The following is a 23,629-nucleotide window of genomic DNA, read 5'->3' as shown; positions in this document are numbered from 1 at the left end:
AAATACAAAATACAAAGTACAGAATGAATAATTATAAAAAAATACCCACTCTTTGTATGGGTAAATTATAGAGAAAAATCAGCTTTTACAACCAAATTGACATTTATTGACATCCCATAGGATCACCGATAAAACACCGGCCAATAACAAAACCATCCTTGAGGTAGGGTGGAACTATGTACATAGCTAGAGCAACAGTTATGAAGGTCACAATTCCATAGATAATCCACTTGTATTTTTTCGGAAGTTTTTTCATTTTGTGGAATGCAAAAAGCATCAAAATTTGCAATCCTATTGTTCCGAGGAGCGTTGATCAGACGATAAGCTGGATTTTCCCACAAGGGAGATGACACCATGGAGCATTGGCAAATGGTGTAGTTTTTTTGGAGACTTCTTCGGCAAAAGCTACCACAGAAGTCGAGAGGAGGAGAGAGGCAAATTGTTTCATACGAGAAAGTTTTTAGTGAGTGCAGTATAAGAATTTTTTTCTTTTTTCTGAAAAAGATATTTGACAAATCTATATATTATTTAATATATTATAAATTTAAGATTTTTGTTATGTCTCATTTATGTGGTTCATTTGATCCGAGTACTATGGCTCCAGCTCGACGTCCTAGTACGTTGTATGTTGCGCATACCCCACCTTCGAGTATACCTACCCCTCCTAGATTTCTAGGATATGACCTCTTTGAAATGTGACGTATGCAGCTTTCTTGAGCGCGTAGTTTGGTTCGTGAAAATCTACCTGGTGCTTCGGATATTGTGAGGAGAATGATAGGTAGGCGTTGCGAAGGCGTACTCAAATATCGTCTTCGGCGGTTGAATCAGGATCATAATATTGATACATTGCAGACAGAAGTTTCCTGACTTATCAACGATATTATTCTATTTCAATTATTTCTTACTCCCAATGTTTTACAAAAATGTGTAGACTGTATGTCTCGTAGTGGTTTCCAGTGTGAATCAATAAGACATCAGTCACATTTACATAGTGATATTCAAATTTTTTGAGACCAGTCTTATGCTCCATCTTCATCAGAACGCCAAGGAGCTTATGAAAGATTAGTTCAAGCAATGGAAAATAAACAGAATTGGAGGAAAATTAGAACAAATCTAGAGGACGGGGGAGATGAAGCGGAATTTATCCGACAACGTATCTGAGACGTTTTCATTGCCTATAAAAATCGCAAAAAAGGAAAGTAATTACTCCAGAACCTTTACCAAACTCATCCCAACAACTCCAACGATAAAGAGTGCCATAGTGATATACTTCATTTTTCGAGAGGATTGAGCATGTATCATAGGGAGGAATTCTACATTTGAGACATAGAGCAGTGATCCGCCTGCAAAGGCAGTAAGAAGGCCTACAAAGAAAATATTTTTACTTGGGATAAAAATATCAGAGAGGAGATATCCGAGCGGTGCCGCAAAAGCAAATATAAGGAGCAATATAATCTGGGTTTTTATCTGAAAATGGGATTGTCGCAAAAGGGAAGCCAGCGAGAGAGAAACGGGTATCTGATGAATAGCTACACCAGTTAGGATGCTTACACCGAGCACAGGACTTAAACTCATACCAGCTCGTATGCCCACCCCGTCAAAGATAGTGTGGAGCAAGATAGCAATCCATGAGACGATGATGACATGATGTAAGTGTTCATGAGGGTCTTCATGTGTATGATCACCATGTGTATGGTCATGATGATGTGGCGTAAGGAGCTCTTCTATGAGATAGATAGCGATAAACCCACCGATAAAAGCATAGATAGCAACAGGATTTGTTTCGAGTGACTCTGGAAGAATATGGACCAGTGCGACTGAGAGCATTGTACCCCCTCAGAGAGCGACGAGGAGATGCAGAAGTCGTTCTGGAATCTCTCGCCAGAGATGGATGACAAGTCCTGTGCTGGAGATAATAAAGAGCCCTGTAATAAGGAGAATAGAATCCATAGGAAAACGTTACCAAGCAGTATAAAAATCTTTTGACAAACGGGAAGGAGTTCTTAGAGTGGATTTGTATTTTTATCGTTTAATATATTTTTATGTCAGATTATTTTAGAGATTATCTTGGTTGAGTCCCTAGTCCTCGCCCTCAAGCTACCGCTCCAAGCTGGTTAAAAGAGACACCCAGTAGAGAAGATAGGGACATAGATAGAGACTATGTAATAAAGACCGTTGGTGGAAGGAGTGAAAGGATCCTTGATTTGACGCATAAGCCCATGCAAAGTAGACAGTCTCTCCTCCCAGAAAGTGATCGGGACAAAAAGAAAAGAACTTTAGAAGGAGAAAAAAGGCGCTTATCGGGAGGATATAGATGAGGATTGGATAAAGAATGAGTCGCAAGTGCAATGAAAGATGTAAAAAGGAAACTTGATGAACTACAGAGGAGATGAAATCCCCAGTTGAGATAGGATGTAGATTCCTTGCTAAAAATAGTAAAAAACCATGATTTTCATGGTTTTTTCTTGAAAATAGAATATTACGAACAGATTTTTCTGAGCTCTTCCTCAAAATGCTTGAGCCCAAATTCTTCTGCCCGTTTTTGACAGTTATCGCTGAGGTCTCAGAGGGTTTGTATCTTCTTTACAGCTTTGACGATATCACTTGGTTTGCACTCGGGATGAATCAAGATGCCTGTTTCCCCATCCAGAATAGTCTCTTTGAGTCCGCCATCATTGACTCCGATAACTGGTGTTCCACAAGCCATAGATTCGACGGGGCTCATACCAAAGTCCTCATCCACAGGGACATAGATCGTTGCGGTTGCTTCCTGTATGAGTTTCCGAAGTTCTTCATCATCGGGTGAACATATTGCAGAGATATTTTTGTATCATTCAATCATCGTAAATATTTTCTCTTTTTCAGGATCATTTTTCCCATAGGTCAGGATAAGTTTTTCCTCTGGCATTTTCTGAAATGCAGTGACGATTCTATCCACACGTTTGATAGAAGAAAGTCGAGCGAAGGAGAGAAAGTAGTTCCGAGTTGAGAGTTCCGAGTTGAGAGTTTTTTGCTGTCTGTTTTTCTCGTCACTCGTCACTCGTCACTCGTCACTCAATAGGGGAGTGAAAAAAGTCGTGTCCACTGGAGGGTAGAGTATTTGTGCATCTCTTTTTGTAAAAACCTTGATACGTTTCTGGGTGTTTTTTGAGTTAGTTACGAGGGTATGTATTTTTTTGAGGTCCTTCAGATATGCTTTGCGAAATCTTTTTGTCATACGCTGATAAGCAAAGAGCATACTCTTTGGGACCTTTTTTTCGTAGGTTTCTTTTTGGTCAAAGAGATACCGAGGGATAGTGTGGCAGTAGTAGATGATTTTTTTTCGTTTAAAATGTTTCACTGCAGAGAGACAGTCACCACTCATTATGATGATATCATAGTCTTTTTTGAGTTTCTTTGCATTCCGAGAAAATGCCCATTTGAGGCCAAAATGTCGAAGACCGTTTTTGAGCACAAAAGCTATCCTAGTAGGTAACCAAGAGAAATCATGGAGAAATCATGGAGACATCAATGATATCATTTTTCCCGTAAATCACTGCTTTCTCAGGTCATAACTTCCTGTACTAAAAAAACCAGAAGCAATATCCGCCTTGAGAGCATTTGCCATCATAATTATCAGTCTTTCACCTCCTCATCGATAGAGAAATGTATCATGGATTATCAGGGTTTTTTTCATGAGAGAGATTATAGTGTATAATCCTAAAAAACTAGTGATATTTTTTAGAGAGATTATTATGATTTAATATATTCTTTGTCAATATATTGGGTTTGTATTTGCAGGAAAAGTGTGGCAGAATATGGACATGCAGTATAAAATCCCTATACAGGTAGAAAATGAAGATACTATTATTCTCGGTCTCAGCTTGAGACAGATGGGCATTATTATCGTAGGATTGATACTGGCATTTGGCCTCTTTAACAAATTTGACTGACAAGTACCCAAAACACCTCTAGCCATTGTCTGTGTGCTGATTGTCGGAGTTTTCTTTCTAGTAGCAAAATTTCGTACTCACGATATGACATTTCTTCCTTTCCTCCTAAACCTTGCACGATATAAGATAAATGGAAATGGTGCAAACGGTACAGGGCGTATCTGGACCCGAGGTGTGGATAGTTATTCTCCTCTTGAAATGGGGTACGTACGTCCAGACCAATATGAAGAAAAAAATAAAAAACATACAAAAGAGACCTCAAAACTTGCAGAACACGTAAAAACACTGTAAAATACTTCTATGAAAAATCCTCTCGATCTCTTATTCCCGAAAAAGACTTCCACAAAATCGACGGCTACTACTTCTGTTACAAAGAAAATCGAGGAAATAAAGCCATGAAAAGATATGACAGACGCTGCCGTGAAGCCAAAGAAAAACAATCATCCTGATGATTCTACACAGCGATATCTCCCATTTTCAGAAGTGCGGGATAATATCGTGATTATGAAAGATGGTTCTGCACGTATGGTATTGAAAGTTGAAGCTGTGAACTTCGCCCTCAAGAGTGAACCAGAGCAAGATGCGATTATTTATTCATTTCAGCACTTTCTCAATGCGCTCCAGTTTCCTATTCAGATACTTATTCGATCGCTTAAAGTCGATATCGAAGGATATATCACGCGTCTCAAAAATCTCACTGCCGGCCAGTCAAACACACTTCTCAAAGAGCAATCAGAGCGATATATTGAGTTTCTCACGAATCTCGTCAATGTAGCGCAGATTATGAAAAAAGAGTTTTACATTATCATTCCCCATGATGAAACAGATAATCAGAGTGTCTCTCCAAAAGGAATGTTTCAGATCGTAAAAAGCTTCTTCGCAGGAGTGAGCCAGACGGTTACTTATGAACAAATACGTCACAATATGGCACGAGTCGGCTATATGCAGAAAAAGTGTCAGGAAAAAGCGACCACGATTCAATCCAGTCTACAATATGTAGGATTACAGTCTCATATTCTCACAAAAGATCAACTTATAGAGCTGATGATTAGCTACTACGATCCAAAAGTAAATTCTGTGACAAAAGTGCTTGATTCTGAGGTCCACTACGATCTCGTAGGATAATATTTATGTTTCGTAAAAAACCTTCTATAGCTATTCTCGGGATGAGTCCTGGGAATAGTTATTTTAAGGAGAACGTTATTCGCTGATTGATAGACCAGGCAAGACAACGATTCGAATGATTCAGAATAATGATTCCAGATTACCCAGCTCAATATACTTATAGGGCAAAGTGAGAAAGTCGTCCAGAAAGTAAAGCAAGACTAAAATGAAATGCCATCCGAAACAAAGTATCAAGTATTCTATGACCAGATGAGCAAAGACGCCTTACAATCGATTGGAAAGAGCATATAAATACTAGTGTTACTTATAGAAGAAGTATCAGGAACATACTTGTGCTTTTTAGAAACAATGAAGCATTCAGAGATGCGGTTCGATGAACCACAAAGGAAGTATTACTCTGATGAAGGATGTGAGAAGTGGCGGAAGAAAAAGTCAAAATAGGGGTTAAATTTCTTTTGTGTGAGCTTGCTTTTCTCGAATCTGCGAAAGAAATATTATGATCAGAAGTTACTTATGTATATCATCGTTCTTGGCCAATTTTTTCCGATTTCATAGCATGAAAATTCGATGGTAAAAAACGAGAAATAGATTTTGAAGTAATAGAAGTTGAGACGGAAACCTAATAAACCAATTTTCTATAACAATCCTCACAAACAATTTTTTCGGGTCTCCCCGGAGCATAGGTAGTGATAATATTTTTGTGACATTCTAGGCATATCCTCTCATGAAGTGTTCTTGGATTTCTGAGATCCATCCTTTCTTTGTGCCTCTGATCAGGATGCTTCGTTGGAATTGGGAGCCCATTTTGGATATAGAAGAGAAGCTCTTGTTTAATAATTTTAAATGGTTTTCCTGTGATTTCACACTGGATGATTCAATTTAAACACTCATTGATATTTTTGGTAGCCGTATCAAATCATACAATTTTTTCATTATATTGTGTAATTAAGAGAGGGGTGTAATGAGTTCCGGTATAAGTATTTTTATTTTCTCCATCATACCATTTCCATCATTTTGTTTTCACCTCTTTTTCGGTCATCGGAAAGTATTCGTTTGCGGCTGTTTCATTGTAACCAAAGGTGGAAAGTTCTGTTGGGAAAAATTCGCCCCATTCTCCCGCTGACTTCATATGGTCAATGATTTTACCGCAGAGAGTTTCATATTCTTGGACAGAATAGGGGGTATTGAGGATAATATGTTTTCATTTTTTGACACTCGCCGATCAAAAAACATAATCACAGTTTTGGCACAGCATAGAGTAAAACACCTGAGACTCATGAGCAGACTGAAAGACTGCAAAATTATTACTGGCGAGTGTCGAGCAACATTCACCACAGTATTCTACTCCGAGAGGTGCGGTATATGTCACGTCGAGACAGGTATTATTTTTTGGGCTAAAATACGCATAACGAGCATCTTCGATATTTTTTGAATCAAAACACATAAAACCATTTTTTCCATTTTCGATCTGGTCTCCATAGCAATTCTCACAGTTTATTGTATGTATATTTCGCACATACTGTGTCTCTCTGAGAGATTTAAGATCAGCAAACACCTTGAGCGATCATCCATGAAGAAATGCATTTTTCCATACATCATTAAATACCTCTTTTGAAACCGGCTTATTGAATACGTGAAATTCTTTATTTTTGAGACCATAGCAGCCGATACAGTGGTGACAGTCACTGCACTCCTCGACACCAAAGCAATCACGACAATTTACAGAATTTTTTGCATAAAAACAGTTGTAGCATCGAGTCAGGTCTATACCATAATAAATAAGCTCAGATTCATAACAAAAGGTAGAATCAATCGTATTTTTTACATCTCGTACAAAGTTGGAATAGAGAACTTCCTCACTTCGAGTGGTTCATATAGACATATAGCAATCCTTCGAACCAAGTGCAAAATTTGTGTAATCAGAGTTGATACATTGGACACTATAGAGAGATAACTTCGGTGTAACCGCCAGGAGGTCTGCAAACTGACCAAAGAAAGTTCTCTCAAAATCAAATGCTCTTCCATAGGTTGTTGGATCCCAATCATCACCCCACCAGACCTTTTGATCATAGACGGGATAGGTTTTATCGGGAGAATACACTGAAATAATTTCTTTCCCGGATAGATCACATTTTCGCTTGTACATCTTTCGTTCATTTCGGAAAGAGAGCCGTCTTTTCTGTCTTTCATCAGGACAAAGAGTCGGAGTTGGTAAACTATATTTCTGACCACCAAAAGAAGGCGATATTTTATCCAATAAGTCGATATCTTTGTCAGTGACGATAAACTCTTCGCCTGATAAGCGACAGATTTTCTTTTCGATGATTTTTTCTCACGGAGGAATGAACATAATGCACAGTTTACTAAGTTTTTAAGTTTCCTAGGTTTATTATGTTCAGGAATGGGGTAATTGCAACAATTTTCAATGAAACTTCAACAACTTGATAGCTTAGGAAACTTAAAAACTTAGTAAACCAGCTTCCTGTAACACTCTTCACAAACCACTTTTTCAGGTCTCTCTGGAGCATAGGTGGTAATTATATTCTTTTTACACTCAGAACAAGTCCTCTCATACAGTTTCCTTGGATTCCTCAGATCCATTCTTTCTATATGTCTCTGATCTGGATGCTTGGTAGGGATAGGTATTCAGTTCTCAATATAGAATGCCAACTCTTGTTTAATAATCTTAAATGGTTTTCCTGTCACCTCACACTGGATAATACCAGCGAGTACCTCATCGATATTTTTTTGCGCCACAGCATTTCCTACAATTCTTTCATCGTACTCTCGAATCGGAAGAGGTGCGTAGTGATTTCAAATATAGGTATTTTTATTTTCTCAATCATACCATTTCCATCCTTTTGTTTTTATCTCTTCTTCAGTCATCGGGAAGTATTCATTGGCAACTGTTTCATTGTATCAGAAAGGTGATAATTCATGAGGGAAAAATTCTCACCATTCATCAGTAGAGCGCATATGGTCTACTATTTGTCAGCAAAGTTTTTCATACTCGGCGACTGAATATGATGTATTGAGGATACAGTGATGCGAATTTTTAAGAGAGGAGCACCCAAATAAGTTTTTGGAATGAAAGCAGAGCGATGAATATGAGACGAGAGTATTAAACCAGCTAATATCCGAGAAAGTTTCTTGGTAGTTTGATTCTCATCCGACCACTTCATAGCTGAGCTCTGAATGATCATCATTGTTGATATCATAGGAGTCTTTTAATTCTGTTGCATTGTAGATATATTTGCAGTTTTCTAGCTTCTCTGATTCAAATCAAAAATACACATTTTTTACATCCTGAAGTGCATCTCCAGTACTATTTTCCGCATTGGTGATATTTGCATACTTTCGTGTGCAGCTTTGCAGGTGTTTCTGGAATTTTTTTTGAGAAAGAGAGGCAAGTATCTCAGGTGCTTTTTTGCGAAATGACTCTTTATCAAATTGTTTATTGCCAATACAGAATTGTTTATTTGAGAGGCCATAACATCCTATACAATTCGAGCATCCAGTGAGGGCATATCAGTAGAAACAATCTGAGCAATGATGAGAGCTTTGCACCCATTTGCAATTATAGCACTCACTCGAATCAATCACTTCATAGCAGAGCTCGGAATGAGTGATATTAGCGCTATCACATACATTTTTTATATAGAGAGCTCGGTTGGAGAAATAGGAATTTTCACATCATAATGATGCAAAGAGCAAATAAGAATTCCTATTTTGATTTGCGAAGTTACAAAATTCACTATTTTCATGTCCTTTGTTGATGAGGTTGATCCGAGGAGTTGCATGTAAAAGTGTATCAAACTGTTTAAAAAATCCTTTTTCAAAATCAAATTTCATTCCATATTCAAAGGCATTCCAATCATCGCTCCACCATACTTTCTGATCATATACAGTATATAGCTTGTCAGGAGAGTAAATAGAGATAATCTCCTGTCCTGTCTTGTCACATTTTCTTTTGTAGAGTTTCCTCTCATTTCGAAAAGCGAGCCGTCTCTTTTGTCTCTCGTCAGGACACAGTGTCGGACTGGGTATTAAATATTTTTTTCATCAGAACACTGGAGAGACCTTATCGTAAAATTCCAGGTCTTTATTTGTCACAAAAAACTCTTGTCCGCTCAAGCGACATTTCTTAGTTTCAATGATTTTTTCTTCTGATGGAATAAATGTCATACACAAATAGTTACGAAAAGGTAATAGTCATAGTAACAGTCATAGGAAGGAATTATTTGTTCGGAAACCAATTAAACCAATTAAACTTAGTAAACCAGTTTCCTATAACACTCCTCACACAATACTTTCTCTGGTCGATTCGGAGCATACGTGGTGATAATCTCTTTCTGACACTCTGTACAACTTCTTTCATAGAGTTTCCTTGGATTTCTCAAATCCATTCTCTCTTGGTGTCTTTGGTCAGGATGTTTGGTAGGAATTGGGAGAGAGTTCTCAATATAGAATGCAAGTTCCTGTTTGATTATCTTAAACGGCTTTTCTGTGACTTCACACTGGATGATTCAATTTAGACACTCATTGATATGCTGTGTTGCTGTATCAAATCAGACGACCCGTTCATCGTATTGAGATATGGGAAGTGATGAATAATACGCTCAAATATACGTATTTTTATTTTCACCCTCATACCAGTTCCAACCTTTCGATTTTACTTCTTCTTCAGTCATAGGAAAATATTCTTGTGCCACTGTTTCGTTGTATCAAAAAGGTGATACTTCATGAGGAAAGAACTCTCCCCATTCACCCGTTGACTGCATATGGTTTATGATTCTTCAGCAAAGTGTTTCGTATTCTTGAGCAGAATAGGCCTTGTTGAGTATCATATTTTCTGCTTTTTGCTTGAGACTGATACATCAGAAACAGTTTTGAGAACTATACGCGATCGAACAGTAGAGGAGATTTCTAGAATTGAGAACATTGGTAAATCCAAAAGAACAATTCTGACTATTGATCCCACCAGTACAGATTTCGTACATCCAGGCAATAGTATCACCAAAAGAAGAGACATCCATACAGTTTTTGGCTTGGATGAGGAGATCCGAGTAGGCACAGTCCTCTGATTCCATCATGGCAAAGCTTGATTTTACATTCTTTACATTATAGAGATCGTCTCCAGTGGAATTTTCGATGTGTGTCCCATGGATAAATTTCTTTGGATTTTTTCTCAGAAAATTCTGAAATACATCTCTTCGGCTCGCGAGCTTTTGGTCTTGCACCATGAGTTGCAGCTTTTCTTGATATGTGGCTTTCGTGAGCTGTTCATTCATAAAGCAATACTGTTTATTCACGAGGTTACAACAATAGATACAGTCATGACAACCGATACAACTATCGATAAACCATGAATCATTACAATTTATGCAATAGTTACTGAAACGAAGTCCATGAGATTTTTCACACTGAAAACACTCAAAGCACTGTTCCGAATTGGTGAGAAAGCTGCATTCAATACAATCTTTAGAATGCTGAATTTTGTTACAGTAATAACATTTTTCGTTATAATCTGAGTCAAACGTGAGGTAGCATGATCGGCAATTACTGACACAGTTGGAATACTCTGAATTTTCTATAGGGTCCTGTTGCTGGATATGGAATCGTGGAGTGATATTTGAGAGAGATCGGAATTGTTCAAAAAAACTTTTATTAAAGTCAAAATCCATACCGTAGTCTGACGGATTGTATGCATCAGAGAGCCAGTATTCACGACTAAAAACAGGGAAGAGAACATCGGGATGATAGTTGGATATGAGCTCTTTCCCAGTTGCACTACATTTTCTCTTGTAGAGCTTCCTTTCGTTTCGAAAAGCGAGCCGTCGCTTTTGTCGCTCATCAGGACACAATGTCGGACTGGGTATTGAATATTTTTTTCATCAGAACACTGGAGAGATCTTATCGTAGAATTCGAGGTCTTTGTCAGTTATGACAAATTCTTTGCCTGAAATCAGACATTTCTTTGTTTCAATGATTTTTTCGGTAGGGAGTATAAGGGTGGACATAAAAAAAGTTGATAAAGAATTATGAAACTGGAATTAAATTTGAAACAGTGAAGCCATATTTTCTCTTCAAATCTTCTGCCGTTTCATCATCGATAGTATAGCTGATAATTCCTCATTCGCAATCCTGTTTGGCACAAGTCATGATATGTTGTCCGCGACTCATGAAGAATTCTTGAATTTGAAGAATTGTTTCTCGCCCCCCTCATGTCCATACGACGAGACTCTGTTGATGTGCATGAGCAATATTTTGAGCTGTTTCAAAAACACTTTCTTGAAAAACTCCATCTTTCATAAGCGTACCATCCCAGTCCACGCAAGTCATATTGAGTTGAAGAGAAGGAGCATGAAAGATTTCTACATTTGTATCATCTCTGATTGTCACAGTGAGGATTTGTTCCATCACAGCACGATCATCTCATGTGATGCCTATTAATCTTGCCTGAGAAATTTGCGGCTGACAATCAGTGAGCATTGTTTTATCGATATTTTCAATTGGCTGTTTCCTGTAGCGACCGATGCCATGCTCTATATAGCTCAGTTGTCCGCCCTTATTTGTCTTTGTTCTACTTCGAGGTATTGATGAGAAATCAAATGGATTTCACTCCCCCCCACTTGATATCATATATGATATGGAGAAGAGACGAATATTTGGATATTGGAGAATATTTCAGAGACTTGCGAGAGTTTTGAGTGATTTCCTATCCTGTGAATAGCAAAATATTATAGGAGTTGCAGGAAAGAGCTTTAGGTATTCTTCGAGAGCATTTTTGAGATCAAGAGGTATATCTTTTTCTTGCCAACCATCCAATCATATAATAATGGCATCATGTCAGCGTGTATCAGGAGAAGTGATTTTAAATGCTTGGGTCTCCTCTCTGAGTGTATCAGCAGTGACATCGGGTCTACTGTGCAGAGCTATTTTGGCCAACAATGCTTCTTTTTTCTGCAGAAATCATAGTGAAGGTACTGATGACTGATGTATTTCTGATGATTCGGAGAGAGTGGAATAGGGGGTAGTCATAAAAAATTTTATTGTATGCGTATGCTGTGCTGTATTTTTTTTGCCATGCAATTTATTTATATTTCAAATTAAATACTCATAAAGGCAAGTATACTGAAAGTTACAAAAAATGAATAATAAATTCTATTTTCTTGATTAAATAAACATCTGTGATATACTATTTCTGTAGAAAAAATTCTACAACAGCTATACTCAGCGGAGCTGAGTAATACAAAATTCAAAATACAAAGTACAAAATATAGAATGCATTTCCCTTAATTCTTAATTTGCAAGATGGATACTCACAACACACTCAAACAGCTTGGATTCTCAGAAATAGAGTCCATAGTCTATCTCTCACTCCTTCAGTCATGAGGGGACTATGTATCGACGCTTGCAAAGCGGACAAAGCAGGGGAGAGTTTGACTGTACTATACCTTGGATATCTTGGTTCAGAAGAAGCTCGTAACTGTCGTAAAACGTCACGGAGCAAAATTTTTTATCCCAGAAAAGCCAGAGAGAATTGTGAATATCGAGCGAGAGCGACTCAATCTCTCCGAGATGATTCTTCCATCCCTCAAAACACTGGTTCATGCAGAGGCGTTTCGTCCTGCTTTTACGCTACTGGATGAAAAAGATGATATTGATACATTTCTCGATGAACTAACACATTCTGAAGAGGTCCTCTCCTATGCCAATATGACGGTTTGGTATAAGGCAGACAAGGATCGTCTTCTAAAATTCCTGGAGAGGATTCTCAAAAAAACCAAGAAAACCCAACTTATCCTGCCATATCATGAAGAAACACAGACACTGTTTCGTCATCTTGCAAAAAAATATTCCCACCTCTCACTGGTGACGATAGAAGAAGGACAATTCCCATTTCGCTATGATATTTTTATTACCGAAAATGTTGTCGGACTTTTCTTCTTCGAAGATGGAGAATTTCGTGCGATTCGTATTGCTAGTCGTGAATATGCTGATTCTCAAAGGGCTATATTTTATCTTGCTTGGCTGGGTGCTACAGGGTTTGTGACGAGCTAAAGAAACGTGGAAAAACGTCGCATTACTTCGTCACTGCACTATTTCTCCTCAGTCATTTACTCACAGCAAACTCCTTCGTCGAAATATTTAGTTCCTTGTCCTGTTCGTTTTTGCACGTTTCTGTTTTTTTATTCACCCCTCACTACCGGAAATCTTCTACACAATCTTTGCACTTTCTTGTGAAGTGCTTTTTTTAAAAACAAACATTTAAGAAATCCTAATTACTGACAGAGACATGATACTACTTTTCCTGTTGCGAGGTAGGTAGGTGTCTCATTTTTTCCATAACAATAGAATCGATTATTCCTCTCATAAATCCAGTACCCTCCGAGATTGATAGGATTGGAAGCGGACCCAAAAAGATAGTTAAATGTTCCCCACGTAGGATGTCTTTCGCCAGATGCACACGCTTGTTCTTGCTCATCTTCCACCCAACAGCTATTCGCTTGGTTACAGACCGTATTACATGATTTTGTGCTGTCTGTCGCGACCCATACAAGAGCTTTTGAGCAGATATGTGATGGCTTAGACGTGGTGCAGTATGTATCAGCAACTGTTTGGCCGAGGTTATTTTGGCATAACACAGTTCTGGTAGTGCCGCATGTCGTACCACAAGTGTTCGGATTTCCTCTATACCAGCTATATGCAGTACAGCTCTGCACCGTCGTTGGCTGAGTACCACTATTACAATATGAATTTAAAACCATCGCTCCATCGCTTCTCTGACATGATACACTACGAGTCTGTTGGCCACCACTACACGTACCCCAGTTACCAGTTGTCCATGAATAGGTATAGCTAGTACAGCTCTGCACCGTTGCTGGCTTTGTGATAGCACAGTACCCATCTGATACAGTTTGTCCTAAGTTATTTTGGCATACGACACTACGAGTTTGTTGATTACTATTGCATGTTCCCCAATTGCCGATACTCCAAGAGTAGGTCATGCTGACACAGCTTTCCGAACTAGCAGGTCTCGTACCACTATCACAGTAAAAACTGGATACAAGTACTCCATCATCTCTTTCACAGAGAACAGTACGATCTCGTGTATTGTTGAAACAAGTTCCCCAGTTTCCAGTTTTCCATGAATAGGTCGTACATGCTTGCATATTACATGATTGGCTGGTAGGAGGCATACCACCGCTACACATCCAGTTATTTGTGACACTACCATAGTCATCTTCACACTGTACTATACGAGTTTGAGTTCCGCCTCCACAGGTAGCACTACACGTACCCCAGTTATATGTCTGCCATGAGTAGGTCGTACTCGTACAGCTCTGCACCGTTGATGGTTTAGACGTCGTACAATAACTGTCTGATACATTCTGATTATTGCTATTTCTACATACGACACTACGAGTTTGTTGATTACTATTGCATGTTCCCCAATTGCCGATACTCCAAGAGTAGGTCGTACATGTCTGAGTATTACATGACTGACTAGTAGGTGGCATAGTACCGCTACAGAGGTAATTGCTGACAGCTGCTCAGAACTGATTTCGGCATTCCACAGTACGAAACTGTGTTCCTCCTCCACAGCTTGCACTACATGTGTTCCAGCTACTATTATACCATGCATATGTTTGGCTTTGGATACATGAGCTTCCATCACGTGTAAACCCGTAGTCACATGTCCAATCACACGTTCCAGTTTGAGAATAAAATGAATTAGTTGGTTTTGTAGTACAGTTTGCACACACATTACCAGAGAGATATTGCCCTACACCACAGTTTTGAGTATACGATACACATTGGCTTCCTGTCGAATAGTAGTTTGTATTACATGCCCAACTACAAGATCCAGCAGTTGTATAATAACTATGTATCGGAGCAGATACACAGTTTTGACAAGAGCTTCCATTGGCATACTGACCGATTCCACATATTTGAGTATTGCTTACACAAGTATTTCCATCTCTGTAATATCCACTATTACAGCTCCAATCACAAGTTCCGTAGCTGGTATAATAAGCACTTGATGGCTTGGTAGTACAGTTGTAACAAGAATTTCCTGAAAAATACTGTCCGATGCTACAGTTCTGAGATTCGTATTCACAGTATCCATTTCTTTCGACATACCCAGAGTCACACTCCCAGTCACAGCTTCATTGTTCGAGATAGTAGGCGTTAGAAGGGCGATTACCACACGTATAACAATTATTTCCAGATTCATACTCACCATAGTCACAGGTATCATTATTTGAACTCCCCACCGTAAATACCTTGTACCCCTCGATACTATCATCATCTTCATCAGAGACGACTACTTTGTAGGAATAATTATTTTTCTTAAATCGAATAAAATTATTCAAAGTCTTCTGTCCATTATTGGAAGAAGTAAATGTGTAGCTATCATCATAATCACTGTCTATTTCATAGTACGAAGATGAGGTTGTTTTAATCCAAGAAGAAGAGCTCCCAGATCGATAGTACACGTCAAAATTAACAGTTCCTCGGTAGCCAGTATCTGTAGAGGTTCCATCACGAGCACGAACAGTCATATCTACCCATTGATTGGTCGTAGGAGTTACATCATCAGAGGTGATGTAAAAATTATCAGTATCATCATTATTGTTGTTACTTGAACTCCCCACCGTAAATACCTTGTACCCCTCGATACTATCATCATCTTCATCAGAGACGACTACTTTGTAGGAATAATTATTTTTCTTAAATCGAATAAAATTATTCAAAGTCTTCTGTCCATTATTGGAAGAAGTAAATGTGTAGCTATCATCATAATCACTGTCTATTTCATAGTACGAAGATGAGGTTGTTTTAATCCAAGAAGAAGAGCTCCCAGATCGATAGTACACGTCAAAATTAACAGTTCCTCTGTATCCAGTATCTGTAGAGGTTCCATCACGAGCACGAACAGTCATATCTACCCATTGATTGGTTGTAGGAGTTACATCATCAGAGGTGATGTAAAAATTATCAGTATCATCATTATTGTTGTTACTTGAATCTCCGTCGAGACAGCTCTCGATGGATTGCTGTACATAATAAAACACTTCTCTACGATAGGCGACTTTGTTAGGACCAAAAGTATTTATGGAAGAGATGATATCATTATCATTTGCATATTGCATGACTGGTTTTTGCCAAGAGACCGCACCACTATTTGAAAATCTCCAATCATCATAGATCGTGTCTCGGAAATCAAGACCTGCACTATCCATAATAATAGAAAGAGCTTCGGCACGTGTGATGTCTTGTAATGGCTGGAATACGCTTCTACCATTCATATAACGAGATGTCGTGACAATACCATTTTCTGCGAGAATCTCTATAGAACGACATGCCCAAGAATTGGGACGGTACACCCCTACGTCAACGAATATATTTTGGCAGCTATAATCACTGAGATCAGGTATATTGTCTATCCTTCAGCATTTTTCAGCGACACGAAGTGCCAAAGCGGCTACTTCTTGACGATAAATAGTACGATCGAGACTGTACTTGGAACAGTTATTTTGTTGGTATACAAGACCAGTTCTGGCGAGATCTTCAGCCATAGCACAGTCGCTGGTGCTATATCCCATTGCAGTAGAACAAAAACCAAGAGAAAGTAGGATGACGACATATTGAACAAAATATTTATTCATAAATGTGTAGTTAAAGAAGAAAAAGTCCTCACATAGAGTATATCATATATATATTTTTTTAAAAGCAAGTCTTTTTATATATTTCACTATAAGAATATGTTTTAGCAAATTCTTTTAGTTTGATTTTTCCAGTAAAGTAGAGTAAGATAGGTTATATGACAATTCTTGATATTATTATTCGTTTTCTAGAGGCAGCGGCACTTTGAGCACTTGTCGGTATTGAGAGAGAGGTGATAGCGGCACATAGGTATGCGGATGTTACCAAGAGTCATTCTGTTTTTTGAGGACTTCGATCCTATACATTAATGGCTATTTTATGAGCCATATCTGTGTATCTCGGTGAGATATTATGATCACCACAAAATATGGTGATTTTTATTGGTACTATAGTATTTTTATTTATCCTTCTTTCTTATATTTATTCTGCATTTCATCATGATCTATTTGGTGTGACGAGTGAATTAGCTGCTTTAGTGACATTTTTGCTGGGTACTATTGTGATGCTCTGAGAAATGCAGGTTGCTATTTTTATTGGAGTTCTTTTGACGATTATGCTCGCATATAAGTCACGTATTGCCCCTCTGATCGATAAGATGGGGAGTGTGGAAGTCACCAATACTCTTAAGTTTGCTGTTATTGCTCTGATTATTCTCCCACTTCTTCCTGACCAAAAATACACACTTCAGGAACTGTTTGTATTTCTTCCACAAGGGCATTTTACTACGGCTCCATTTTTCAATCCTTATAGTATATGGCAGTTCGTGGTGGTTATGTCAGGCGTGAGCTATATCGGATATGTATTGAGTAAGATCTATGGAGCGAGTAAGGGGATTATTTTTTCTGGTGCTATCGGGGGCATGGTGTCATCCACTGCCGTGACTTCCTCTATGGCTGAGACGAGCACTCATGCTGCTCAGCATCTCTATCCCACAGTGATTGCGACTATTACGGCCTGTACGATTATGCTCTTCCGTATTGTTATCATCGTTACAGCGTTTAATCCCTACCTACTCGGGACACTCCTTATCCCGATTTCTGCCATGATTATCACTTCAGGAGTTATCCTCATATGGCTCTGGAGAAAAGCAAAAAATCATGATGTACAATCTATTTCCAGTACCTATGAGAGCCCTTTTCAGATCATCCCTGCTCTCAAATTCGCAGGATTCATCGTACTCATTAAATTCTTTTCGACACTCGCTCTATCTTACCAAGATTTTTTTACCCATATTGAATGGCTCAAAAATTTTAAAGATTTTCCTATTTATATTATATCCGTTCTCTCAGGACTTGCAGATGTCGACGCTATCACGCAGGATATGGCAGAAAAATCTGCTCTCGTATGACAGGGGCTTTCCTCTCTTGCTGCGACGGTGGCCATTATTATTGCATTAGTTACAAATACAGCTGTTAAAATCGCTCTGGCAAAAAAGTTTTGAAGTCCCAAATTTGGATCCTACGTTTTTCGAATTCTCTGAAGCATTTTAGGCGTGGGAGTTATTGTCCTCGGTAGTATGATATTTATATCCTATAAAAACACGGGGCTTATCTCGACAAATATTATTCCGCAAAGTCCGGCAATACTCTTCTCTCTCGGAGAATAATGGAGGAAGAAATAGGATAAAAGAAGAGAAGAGGACCAAAGGAATTATTGGCGTGAAGAACCTAATCACGTAAGTACCCACCGCACCAAAGCACTTTATTTATTTTCCCACCTTGAGCTGTATGTGGAGTTCTTTGAGACTTTCTTCGTCGACTTCACTGGGTGCATTCATCATCATATCCTGTGCTTTTCCGGACTTTGGAAATGCATAAATATCTCGGATATTATCTTCACCCATCAGGATCATAATGAGTCGATCCACCCCAAAGGCAAAACCACCATGAGGAGGTACGCCATATTGAAATGCTTCATACATACCACCAAATTTTGTTTTTACTTCTTCTTCAGATCTTCCTACCATGCGAAATGCTTCTGTGAGAAGTTCAAGATCATGATTACGCACGGATCCAGAGAGAATTTCATAGCCATTTAAAGAAAGATCGTACTGGAATCCGTAGACATCAAGAGGGTCCATGGTTCTGAGGTCTTCCACGGAGGCATTGATACTACTAAAAGGATTATGGTCAAAATCCAGTTTTCCTGTCTTTTCATCTCGTGTAAACATTGGGAAATCTGTAATCCAAGCAAAAGAGAGAGTGTTGGTATCGACGAGATTGTATTTATTTCGGAGAGCAATACGGACCGATCCAAGCACTTTATTGACGAGCTCTCTCTCATCGGCTCCAAAGAATATCATATCACCGACCTGTGGTTGGAGTTTTTCTTCGAGATGCTTGAGTTCTTTTTGGCTCATAAATTTGAGAATAGGACTTTTTGGTCCTTCTGTTTCGTAGATGATATATGCCAAACCCTTTGCACCTTGAGAGATAGCCAGTTCGGTCACTTCATCGATATCTTTTCGTGACATAGCGACGCCAGGAAGCTTAAAGGCTTTTACAACGCCTCACTTTTTGATAGCCCCTGTAAAGACAGAAAAGTCTGATGTTGCAAATACCTCACTAAAATCTTCAAAATGACAGTCAAAACGGAGGTCTGGTTTATCGGAACCATATTTTTCTATTGCTTCTCGATGTGTGAGGCGAGAAAAAATAGGGGTAAGGAGTTTTCTCTCAGGGCAAAGATCAGTAACAAGTTCTTTGGCAAAATTTTCAGCGACTTCGAGGACATCTTCTTGATGGACAAAGCTCATTTCACAATCTATCTGATAAAATTCACAGCTATGACGGTCGGCTCGAGGGTCCTCATCACGAAAACATGGTGCAATCTGAAAATATTTATCCACACCAGCGACCATCAGGAGCTGCTTATACTGTTGTGGCGCCTGTGGTAGAGCATAAAATTTTCCTGGATGAAGACGAGAGGGGATGAGATAATCGCGCGCTCCTTCTGGTGAGCTGACCGTAAAAATCGGTGTCTGTACCTCGAGAAATCCCTTTTCGCTAAACCATTTTCTCGTGTATTCATTTACTTTTGCACGAAATTCTATCTTTTTTCTCTGGACTTCCCGACGGAGATCGAGATAACGGTATTTGAGACGGATATCTTCATTGATATTGCCATGATCATTGATCTCAAATGGAGGCGTTTTTGCTTTGCTGATAATGGTACATTCGTGCACCAGTATCTCTATTTCTCCCGTTGGAAGATGGGTATTTGTTTGTCCTTGGGGGCGAGACCGTACTTCACCCTCGACTTTTATCACCCATTCAGATCGAGCAGACTCGATGATTTTTGTGACATTTTCATATGCTTGAGGGTCGAATACGAGCTGGGTAATACCATAGCGGTCACGGAGATCGATAAAGATGATTCCCCCGTGGTCGCGACGGTTGGCTATCCAACCAGCGAGAGTTACTTTTTCAGTAAGATGGTGTGCATTGAGCTGTCCACAGGTATGAGTTCGGTGCATAGAATATGATTAATTAATACGTTCATTCTAGAGAAAAAAGAAAAAAGAAAAGAGAAAAAAGAAGGAATGTATTTTTCTATTACTTTTTTTATTTATTTGTCAATCTTATTCGTACTCTTATTTCCTGCTTTTGCTTGAACCAGAGCAAAAAATGAGGTATTGTATCTGTATGTGAAAGCACAAAAAATCACAATCTAAACTCCGGGGCATATCTCTCAAGGATTGGTCTTGATTTGTCGTATCCGCTTGTGTCATAGTGAGTATTACAGCGTATGGATTTTCTCTTTCTCTTGAGTCTTCGCTCGTACTCGAGAGTGCACCAGAGGAGCCACTTGCTCTTGTGGGGGTCGCAGTCGTCAATAATGTTGGTACAGGTGCATCTCGTGTCACTGAAGTGCCAATCAAATTACCAGAAGATGTCTCTACTGCAGAAACAGCCATTATTCGAGATGCTCTGGATGGAGAAGTATTCTTTTCTGATCATTTTCGAGAGCTTTCGGAGTATGAAGAGATTGCTGGAATCGATGTCCCTGCCTATCTCAATGTCAAGAAAGATCGGCAAGCCGCTCTGGAGTATTATATCGGGCAACTCTCTGAACATACTCAAAAGGCGATCACTACACTGCGAGCTATCAATGCCCAGGCCCTTATCCACAAAAACGCACTTGTCGGTACACAAACAGATATCAAAAATACACAAGCAAAGATCGAACAGGCATATCGCGATCGTAGCAGTAGCGGTATTATGGATGGTATCGCGCAGCTCGATGAGCTCCTCCTCGTACAACAAGATCATAAATATGGGCAGATTTTTGGTCAACAAATCGCAGGCGAATACCAAAATCTCATACAATTTTCTGACGAAAAGCTCACCGTCATCAAAGCCAATACGCCAGCATTGGTTCAGTGAGTCACTGTTAATCTCCCAAAATGATCCAATGTCTCAGCCCTTGAGGATCTCAAGATATTTTCTCGCACAACACTCTAATATATGCTCAAAATTTTCTCTTCTATTCTGAATTTTCTTCGTCAAAAACGTCTGATATCACTTCTTGTCATATTCGGCATTATGGTGACGTGAGCGTGTTTTGGAGCAACTACAGACAATGCCCAGTATACTGATAGTGATATTACAAAAAATATCATAGAAATTCTCAATCTTCTCTTTGGGTTGATAGCTATGATTCTCTGACCGATGGTCGTGCTCGCAGGATGGCTCCTCTCTCCTGACTGGACCATGGGTGACTTTTTTGGTTTGAGACCATATTTTCTAGATGTTTGGATATTGGTGGCAAATATTGTTTATATTGTGTTTGCAATAATGCTCCTCTATATGGCGATTATGCAGATCTTTGGAGGTCCTGAAAACGAATATGCTTTCAAGAAAAAGCTCTGATCCTTCCTCGTTGGTATTTTGATAGTTCCCTTTACTTGGCTGATTGTGAGTTGGACACTTTCTTTTGCAAATCAAGCCGTGGCAGCAGTCCTCTCTATCCCTATGGGATCTATCAGTAAGCTCGATACGGGCGCTGGACTCGGTAAACAAGATACATCTCTATGGCACCAAAAAGTCCTACCAAAAGAATTTGATTTTTCTGCGAATACAGATGATGGGTATGGTCCGAGCACAGTATGTGATGGTTGACGGAATGAGGAAACTGGTGCACGATGTATGTCGCCAGCAGAATTTCTCAATCGAAATGAAGCTGGTCCGTATTTTATCATTATGATCTATGCGTATAACATCTTTAAAATACAAGATGCTAATAAGTTTTCCTTGGACAAATTATGTACCGCAGAGACTGGTTCCGATAATACGGTACAATATCAAACTTCTGAGTCTTGTATTAAGAGCTTAATGGGCATTGTTCGTAATTTTTGACTCAGTCTGATAGTGACTATATTTTTTGCGATAATGCTGATAGCACTATGTTGGATTCTCTTAGCGCGTGCGATAAAACTCTGGATATATATTATGCTCTCGCCACTTTTTTGATTGGCATTTTTTACATGAGAATGACTCTGAACACCTGTCTGAGAGGGATGAGAATCTGGGATGGGTTCTGTTGGTTTTAAGGCATTTTTTAAGCTCGCCATGGTACCTGTGCTTGTCTCAGCGGTTCTTGCCTTTGGACTCCTTTTTGTCTGAGTCGTGCGGGATAATTTTCATAGCTGAGTTGGCAAGCCCAATGAACAAGGCGTAGAATATTGTACAAAAGAATGAGTAGGTAATATGGTGACATATTGTATTGTAGAAGAATCAAGTGCTGATGGTCCTGTTTTTACTTCCAGACTGCTCATCGGGACGACTCCTATGTTGACATCAGCCAAGGTAACAAAGGAAAGTACTACAGATTCTGTGATTATTCTCAATTTTTGAGATACGTTTTCAAATATTATCTGAGGCGCGGGTAATGCAAGTATCGCTTCAGCATGAGGTGCGACAGCAGGACTGATAGGTGGCGTGGAGGATATCTTTGCTCATATTATTTTGACGATGCTCGCTCTCGTATTTATGTTTATGTGAGTCAGTGTAGCTGCGAAGTATGATGACGTCACAAAAGCAGCTTTTGCGCCTTTTGAGAAACTCTGAAATAGTGTCGGAAACTTCGTCGCTCATTCACCGAGTTATCTTCCATTGCCACATCCAGCATTTGCTGCTTTGACGAATCCGGCTGCTCTCGAAAATATCGCACGCAGCATCAATACCAGCGTCACAAATCGAGATGCACAAATCGGGAAAAGTATGAGCGATATGATGTGAGGACAACGACAGTCATATGAAAAAGCTTACAATGACTTTAAATCTAGTGTTGGAACATTAGATAATGTAATAAATAAATATTTACAGACAACAGAGCGTGATCCAAAAGAGGCCAAAAATTTGGTCTTGGCAGCAATTGAAAAACTTCTACCAGATGAGAAAAATACTCCTGAGATGAAAGCATTTAAGGTATCTGTTGAAAATAGTAGAAACTGATCAGATATGGCTGGCATTCTCTGAGATCATCCAGCAGCTGTTGAAGCTGCAGGTCTTGGGACGCTTCGCGATGGTCTCTGAGCTCAAGCAAAGGCAGCCGAACAACCATTTCATAATGCAACGTTTGAAAATGACGGTACTATTAAAATGTGATCTAATAGGAATGCAGTGGCTAAAGATAATACCGGTAAATATACGTTTAATTTAGATCCATCCGAAAAAGCACACGTTAAAACTGTTTTAAAGTCCATACCAAATATTCCAGTAGAACCGGCTAAAATAGATGCTTTATTTAGTCAAGTGTTTCCACAACTCAGTATACCTAATACATTTGATTTCAAGAAGAAGAAGCTATTGCTTGAAGAGTTAAAAGCTGATATAATTAAATAATTATATTCCTCTTTTTTTGATATAAGGAAATATCTCTCTTTTGCCTTCCAG

Annotated in this window: 18 protein-coding genes; 9 read left to right on the top strand and 9 right to left on the bottom strand. The window is 39.0% G+C overall.

Translation table 25 applies throughout. From position 1 onward, the window contains the following. Window positions 1–103: 103 nt before the first annotated feature. Window positions 104–448, bottom strand: coding sequence for a hypothetical protein (locus WC753_01300; protein ID MFA6080099.1), 345 nt, complete (start codon window positions 446–448; stop codon window positions 104–106). 110 nt (window positions 449–558) lie between these two features. On the opposite strand from WC753_01300, the gene WC753_01295 reads away from it, so the two are divergent. Further along, window positions 559–1,203 carry a hypothetical protein gene (locus tag WC753_01295; GenBank protein MFA6080098.1) on the top strand — a complete coding sequence of 215 codons (645 nt, stop codon included), beginning with the start codon at window positions 559–561 and terminating at the stop codon, window positions 1,201–1,203. On the opposite strand, the gene WC753_01290 is transcribed toward WC753_01295, so the two are convergent. Next, a complete protein-coding gene (locus WC753_01290) occupies window positions 1,204–1,950 on the bottom strand; it encodes a ZIP family metal transporter (protein MFA6080097.1) in 747 nt (248 codons plus the stop codon). Between the two features lie 92 nt (window positions 1,951–2,042). Between WC753_01290 and WC753_01285 the strand changes: the two genes are divergently transcribed. After that, window positions 2,043–2,411, top strand: coding sequence for a hypothetical protein (locus WC753_01285; protein MFA6080096.1), 369 nt, complete (start codon window positions 2,043–2,045; stop codon window positions 2,409–2,411). 68 nt (window positions 2,412–2,479) lie between these two features. Here WC753_01285 and WC753_01280 read toward each other — a convergent pair whose 3' ends face one another. Next, complete coding sequence (locus tag WC753_01280; GenBank protein MFA6080095.1) at window positions 2,480–3,676, bottom strand: glycosyltransferase; 1,197 nt, start codon at window positions 3,674–3,676, stop codon at window positions 2,480–2,482. A gap of 121 nt (window positions 3,677–3,797) precedes the next feature. Between WC753_01280 and WC753_01275 the strand changes: the two genes are divergently transcribed. The 3 genes from WC753_01275 to WC753_01265 are packed head-to-tail and all read left to right on the top strand — an operon-like array spanning window position 3,798 to window position 5,680. Further along, on the top strand, window positions 3,798–4,223 hold the full coding sequence (locus WC753_01275) for a PrgI family protein (GenBank protein MFA6080094.1): 426 nt from the start codon (window positions 3,798–3,800) through the stop codon (window positions 4,221–4,223). Window positions 4,224–4,232: 9 nt separating this feature from the next. Continuing rightward, window positions 4,233–5,057: a hypothetical protein gene (locus tag WC753_01270; protein ID MFA6080093.1), complete on the top strand. Its 825-nt coding sequence runs from the start codon at window positions 4,233–4,235 to the stop codon at window positions 5,055–5,057. Between the two features lie 5 nt (window positions 5,058–5,062). Further along, on the top strand, window positions 5,063–5,680 hold the full coding sequence (locus WC753_01265; GenBank protein MFA6080092.1) for a tRNA-dependent cyclodipeptide synthase: 618 nt from the start codon (window positions 5,063–5,065) through the stop codon (window positions 5,678–5,680). Here WC753_01265 and WC753_01260 read toward each other — a convergent pair. The 4 genes from WC753_01260 to WC753_01245 all read right to left on the bottom strand — a co-directional run bounded on the left by WC753_01260 (window position 5,677) and on the right by WC753_01245 (window position 12,098). After that, the gene (locus WC753_01260) at window positions 5,677–7,407 is read right to left on the bottom strand and encodes a hypothetical protein (protein MFA6080091.1); all 1,731 of its coding nucleotides are present in this window, start codon (window positions 7,405–7,407) and stop codon (window positions 5,677–5,679) included. The genes WC753_01265 and WC753_01260 overlap by 4 nt on opposite strands. Window positions 7,408–7,523: 116 nt before the next feature. Next, window positions 7,524–9,242, bottom strand: coding sequence for a hypothetical protein (locus WC753_01255; GenBank protein MFA6080090.1), 1,719 nt, complete (start codon window positions 9,240–9,242; stop codon window positions 7,524–7,526). A gap of 86 nt (window positions 9,243–9,328) precedes the next feature. Next, entirely contained in the window at window positions 9,329–11,077 is a 1,749-nt protein-coding gene (locus WC753_01250) for a hypothetical protein (GenBank protein ID MFA6080089.1), read from the bottom strand. A gap of 19 nt (window positions 11,078–11,096) precedes the next feature. Then, a complete protein-coding gene (locus WC753_01245; GenBank protein ID MFA6080088.1) occupies window positions 11,097–12,098 on the bottom strand; it encodes a hypothetical protein in 1,002 nt (333 codons plus the stop codon). A 273-nt stretch (window positions 12,099–12,371) separates the two neighbouring features. Between WC753_01245 and WC753_01240 the strand changes: the two genes are divergently transcribed. Continuing rightward, on the top strand, window positions 12,372–13,121 hold the full coding sequence (locus WC753_01240) for a helix-turn-helix domain-containing protein (GenBank protein MFA6080087.1): 750 nt from the start codon (window positions 12,372–12,374) through the stop codon (window positions 13,119–13,121). A 221-nt stretch (window positions 13,122–13,342) separates the two neighbouring features. Here WC753_01240 and WC753_01235 read toward each other — a convergent pair whose 3' ends face one another. Beyond that, window positions 13,343–16,735 (bottom strand): thrombospondin type-1 domain-containing protein, encoded by a 3,393-nt coding sequence (locus WC753_01235; GenBank protein ID MFA6080086.1) that lies wholly within the window; start codon window positions 16,733–16,735, stop codon window positions 13,343–13,345. Between the two features lie 155 nt (window positions 16,736–16,890). Here WC753_01235 and WC753_01230 point away from each other — a divergent pair, with 155 nt between their 5' ends. Continuing rightward, window positions 16,891–18,339, top strand: a complete 1,449-nt coding sequence (locus tag WC753_01230; GenBank protein MFA6080085.1) for an MgtC/SapB family protein — start codon at window positions 16,891–16,893, stop codon at window positions 18,337–18,339. Window positions 18,340–18,438: 99 nt separating this feature from the next. Here the strand turns inward: WC753_01230 and aspS are convergent, their stop codons facing one another. Further along, a complete protein-coding gene (gene aspS, locus WC753_01225; GenBank protein ID MFA6080084.1) occupies window positions 18,439–20,208 on the bottom strand; it encodes an aspartate--tRNA ligase in 1,770 nt (589 codons plus the stop codon). 169 nt (window positions 20,209–20,377) lie between these two features. Here aspS and WC753_01220 point away from each other — a divergent pair, with 169 nt between their 5' ends. Next, window positions 20,378–21,196, top strand: coding sequence for a hypothetical protein (locus tag WC753_01220; protein MFA6080083.1), 819 nt, complete (start codon window positions 20,378–20,380; stop codon window positions 21,194–21,196). 3 nt (window positions 21,197–21,199) lie between these two features. Beyond that, window positions 21,200–23,578 carry a hypothetical protein gene (locus WC753_01215; GenBank protein MFA6080082.1) on the top strand — a complete coding sequence of 793 codons (2,379 nt, stop codon included), beginning with the start codon at window positions 21,200–21,202 and terminating at the stop codon, window positions 23,576–23,578. The last annotated feature ends 51 nt before the right edge of the window (window positions 23,579–23,629 follow it).

It is taken from the genome of Candidatus Gracilibacteria bacterium, assembly GCA_041660965.1.
Lineage (GTDB): Bacteria > Patescibacteriota > Gracilibacteria > BD1-5 > JAGOOR01 > JAGOOR01.
This window is presented reverse-complemented; position numbering and strand designations above follow the sequence as displayed.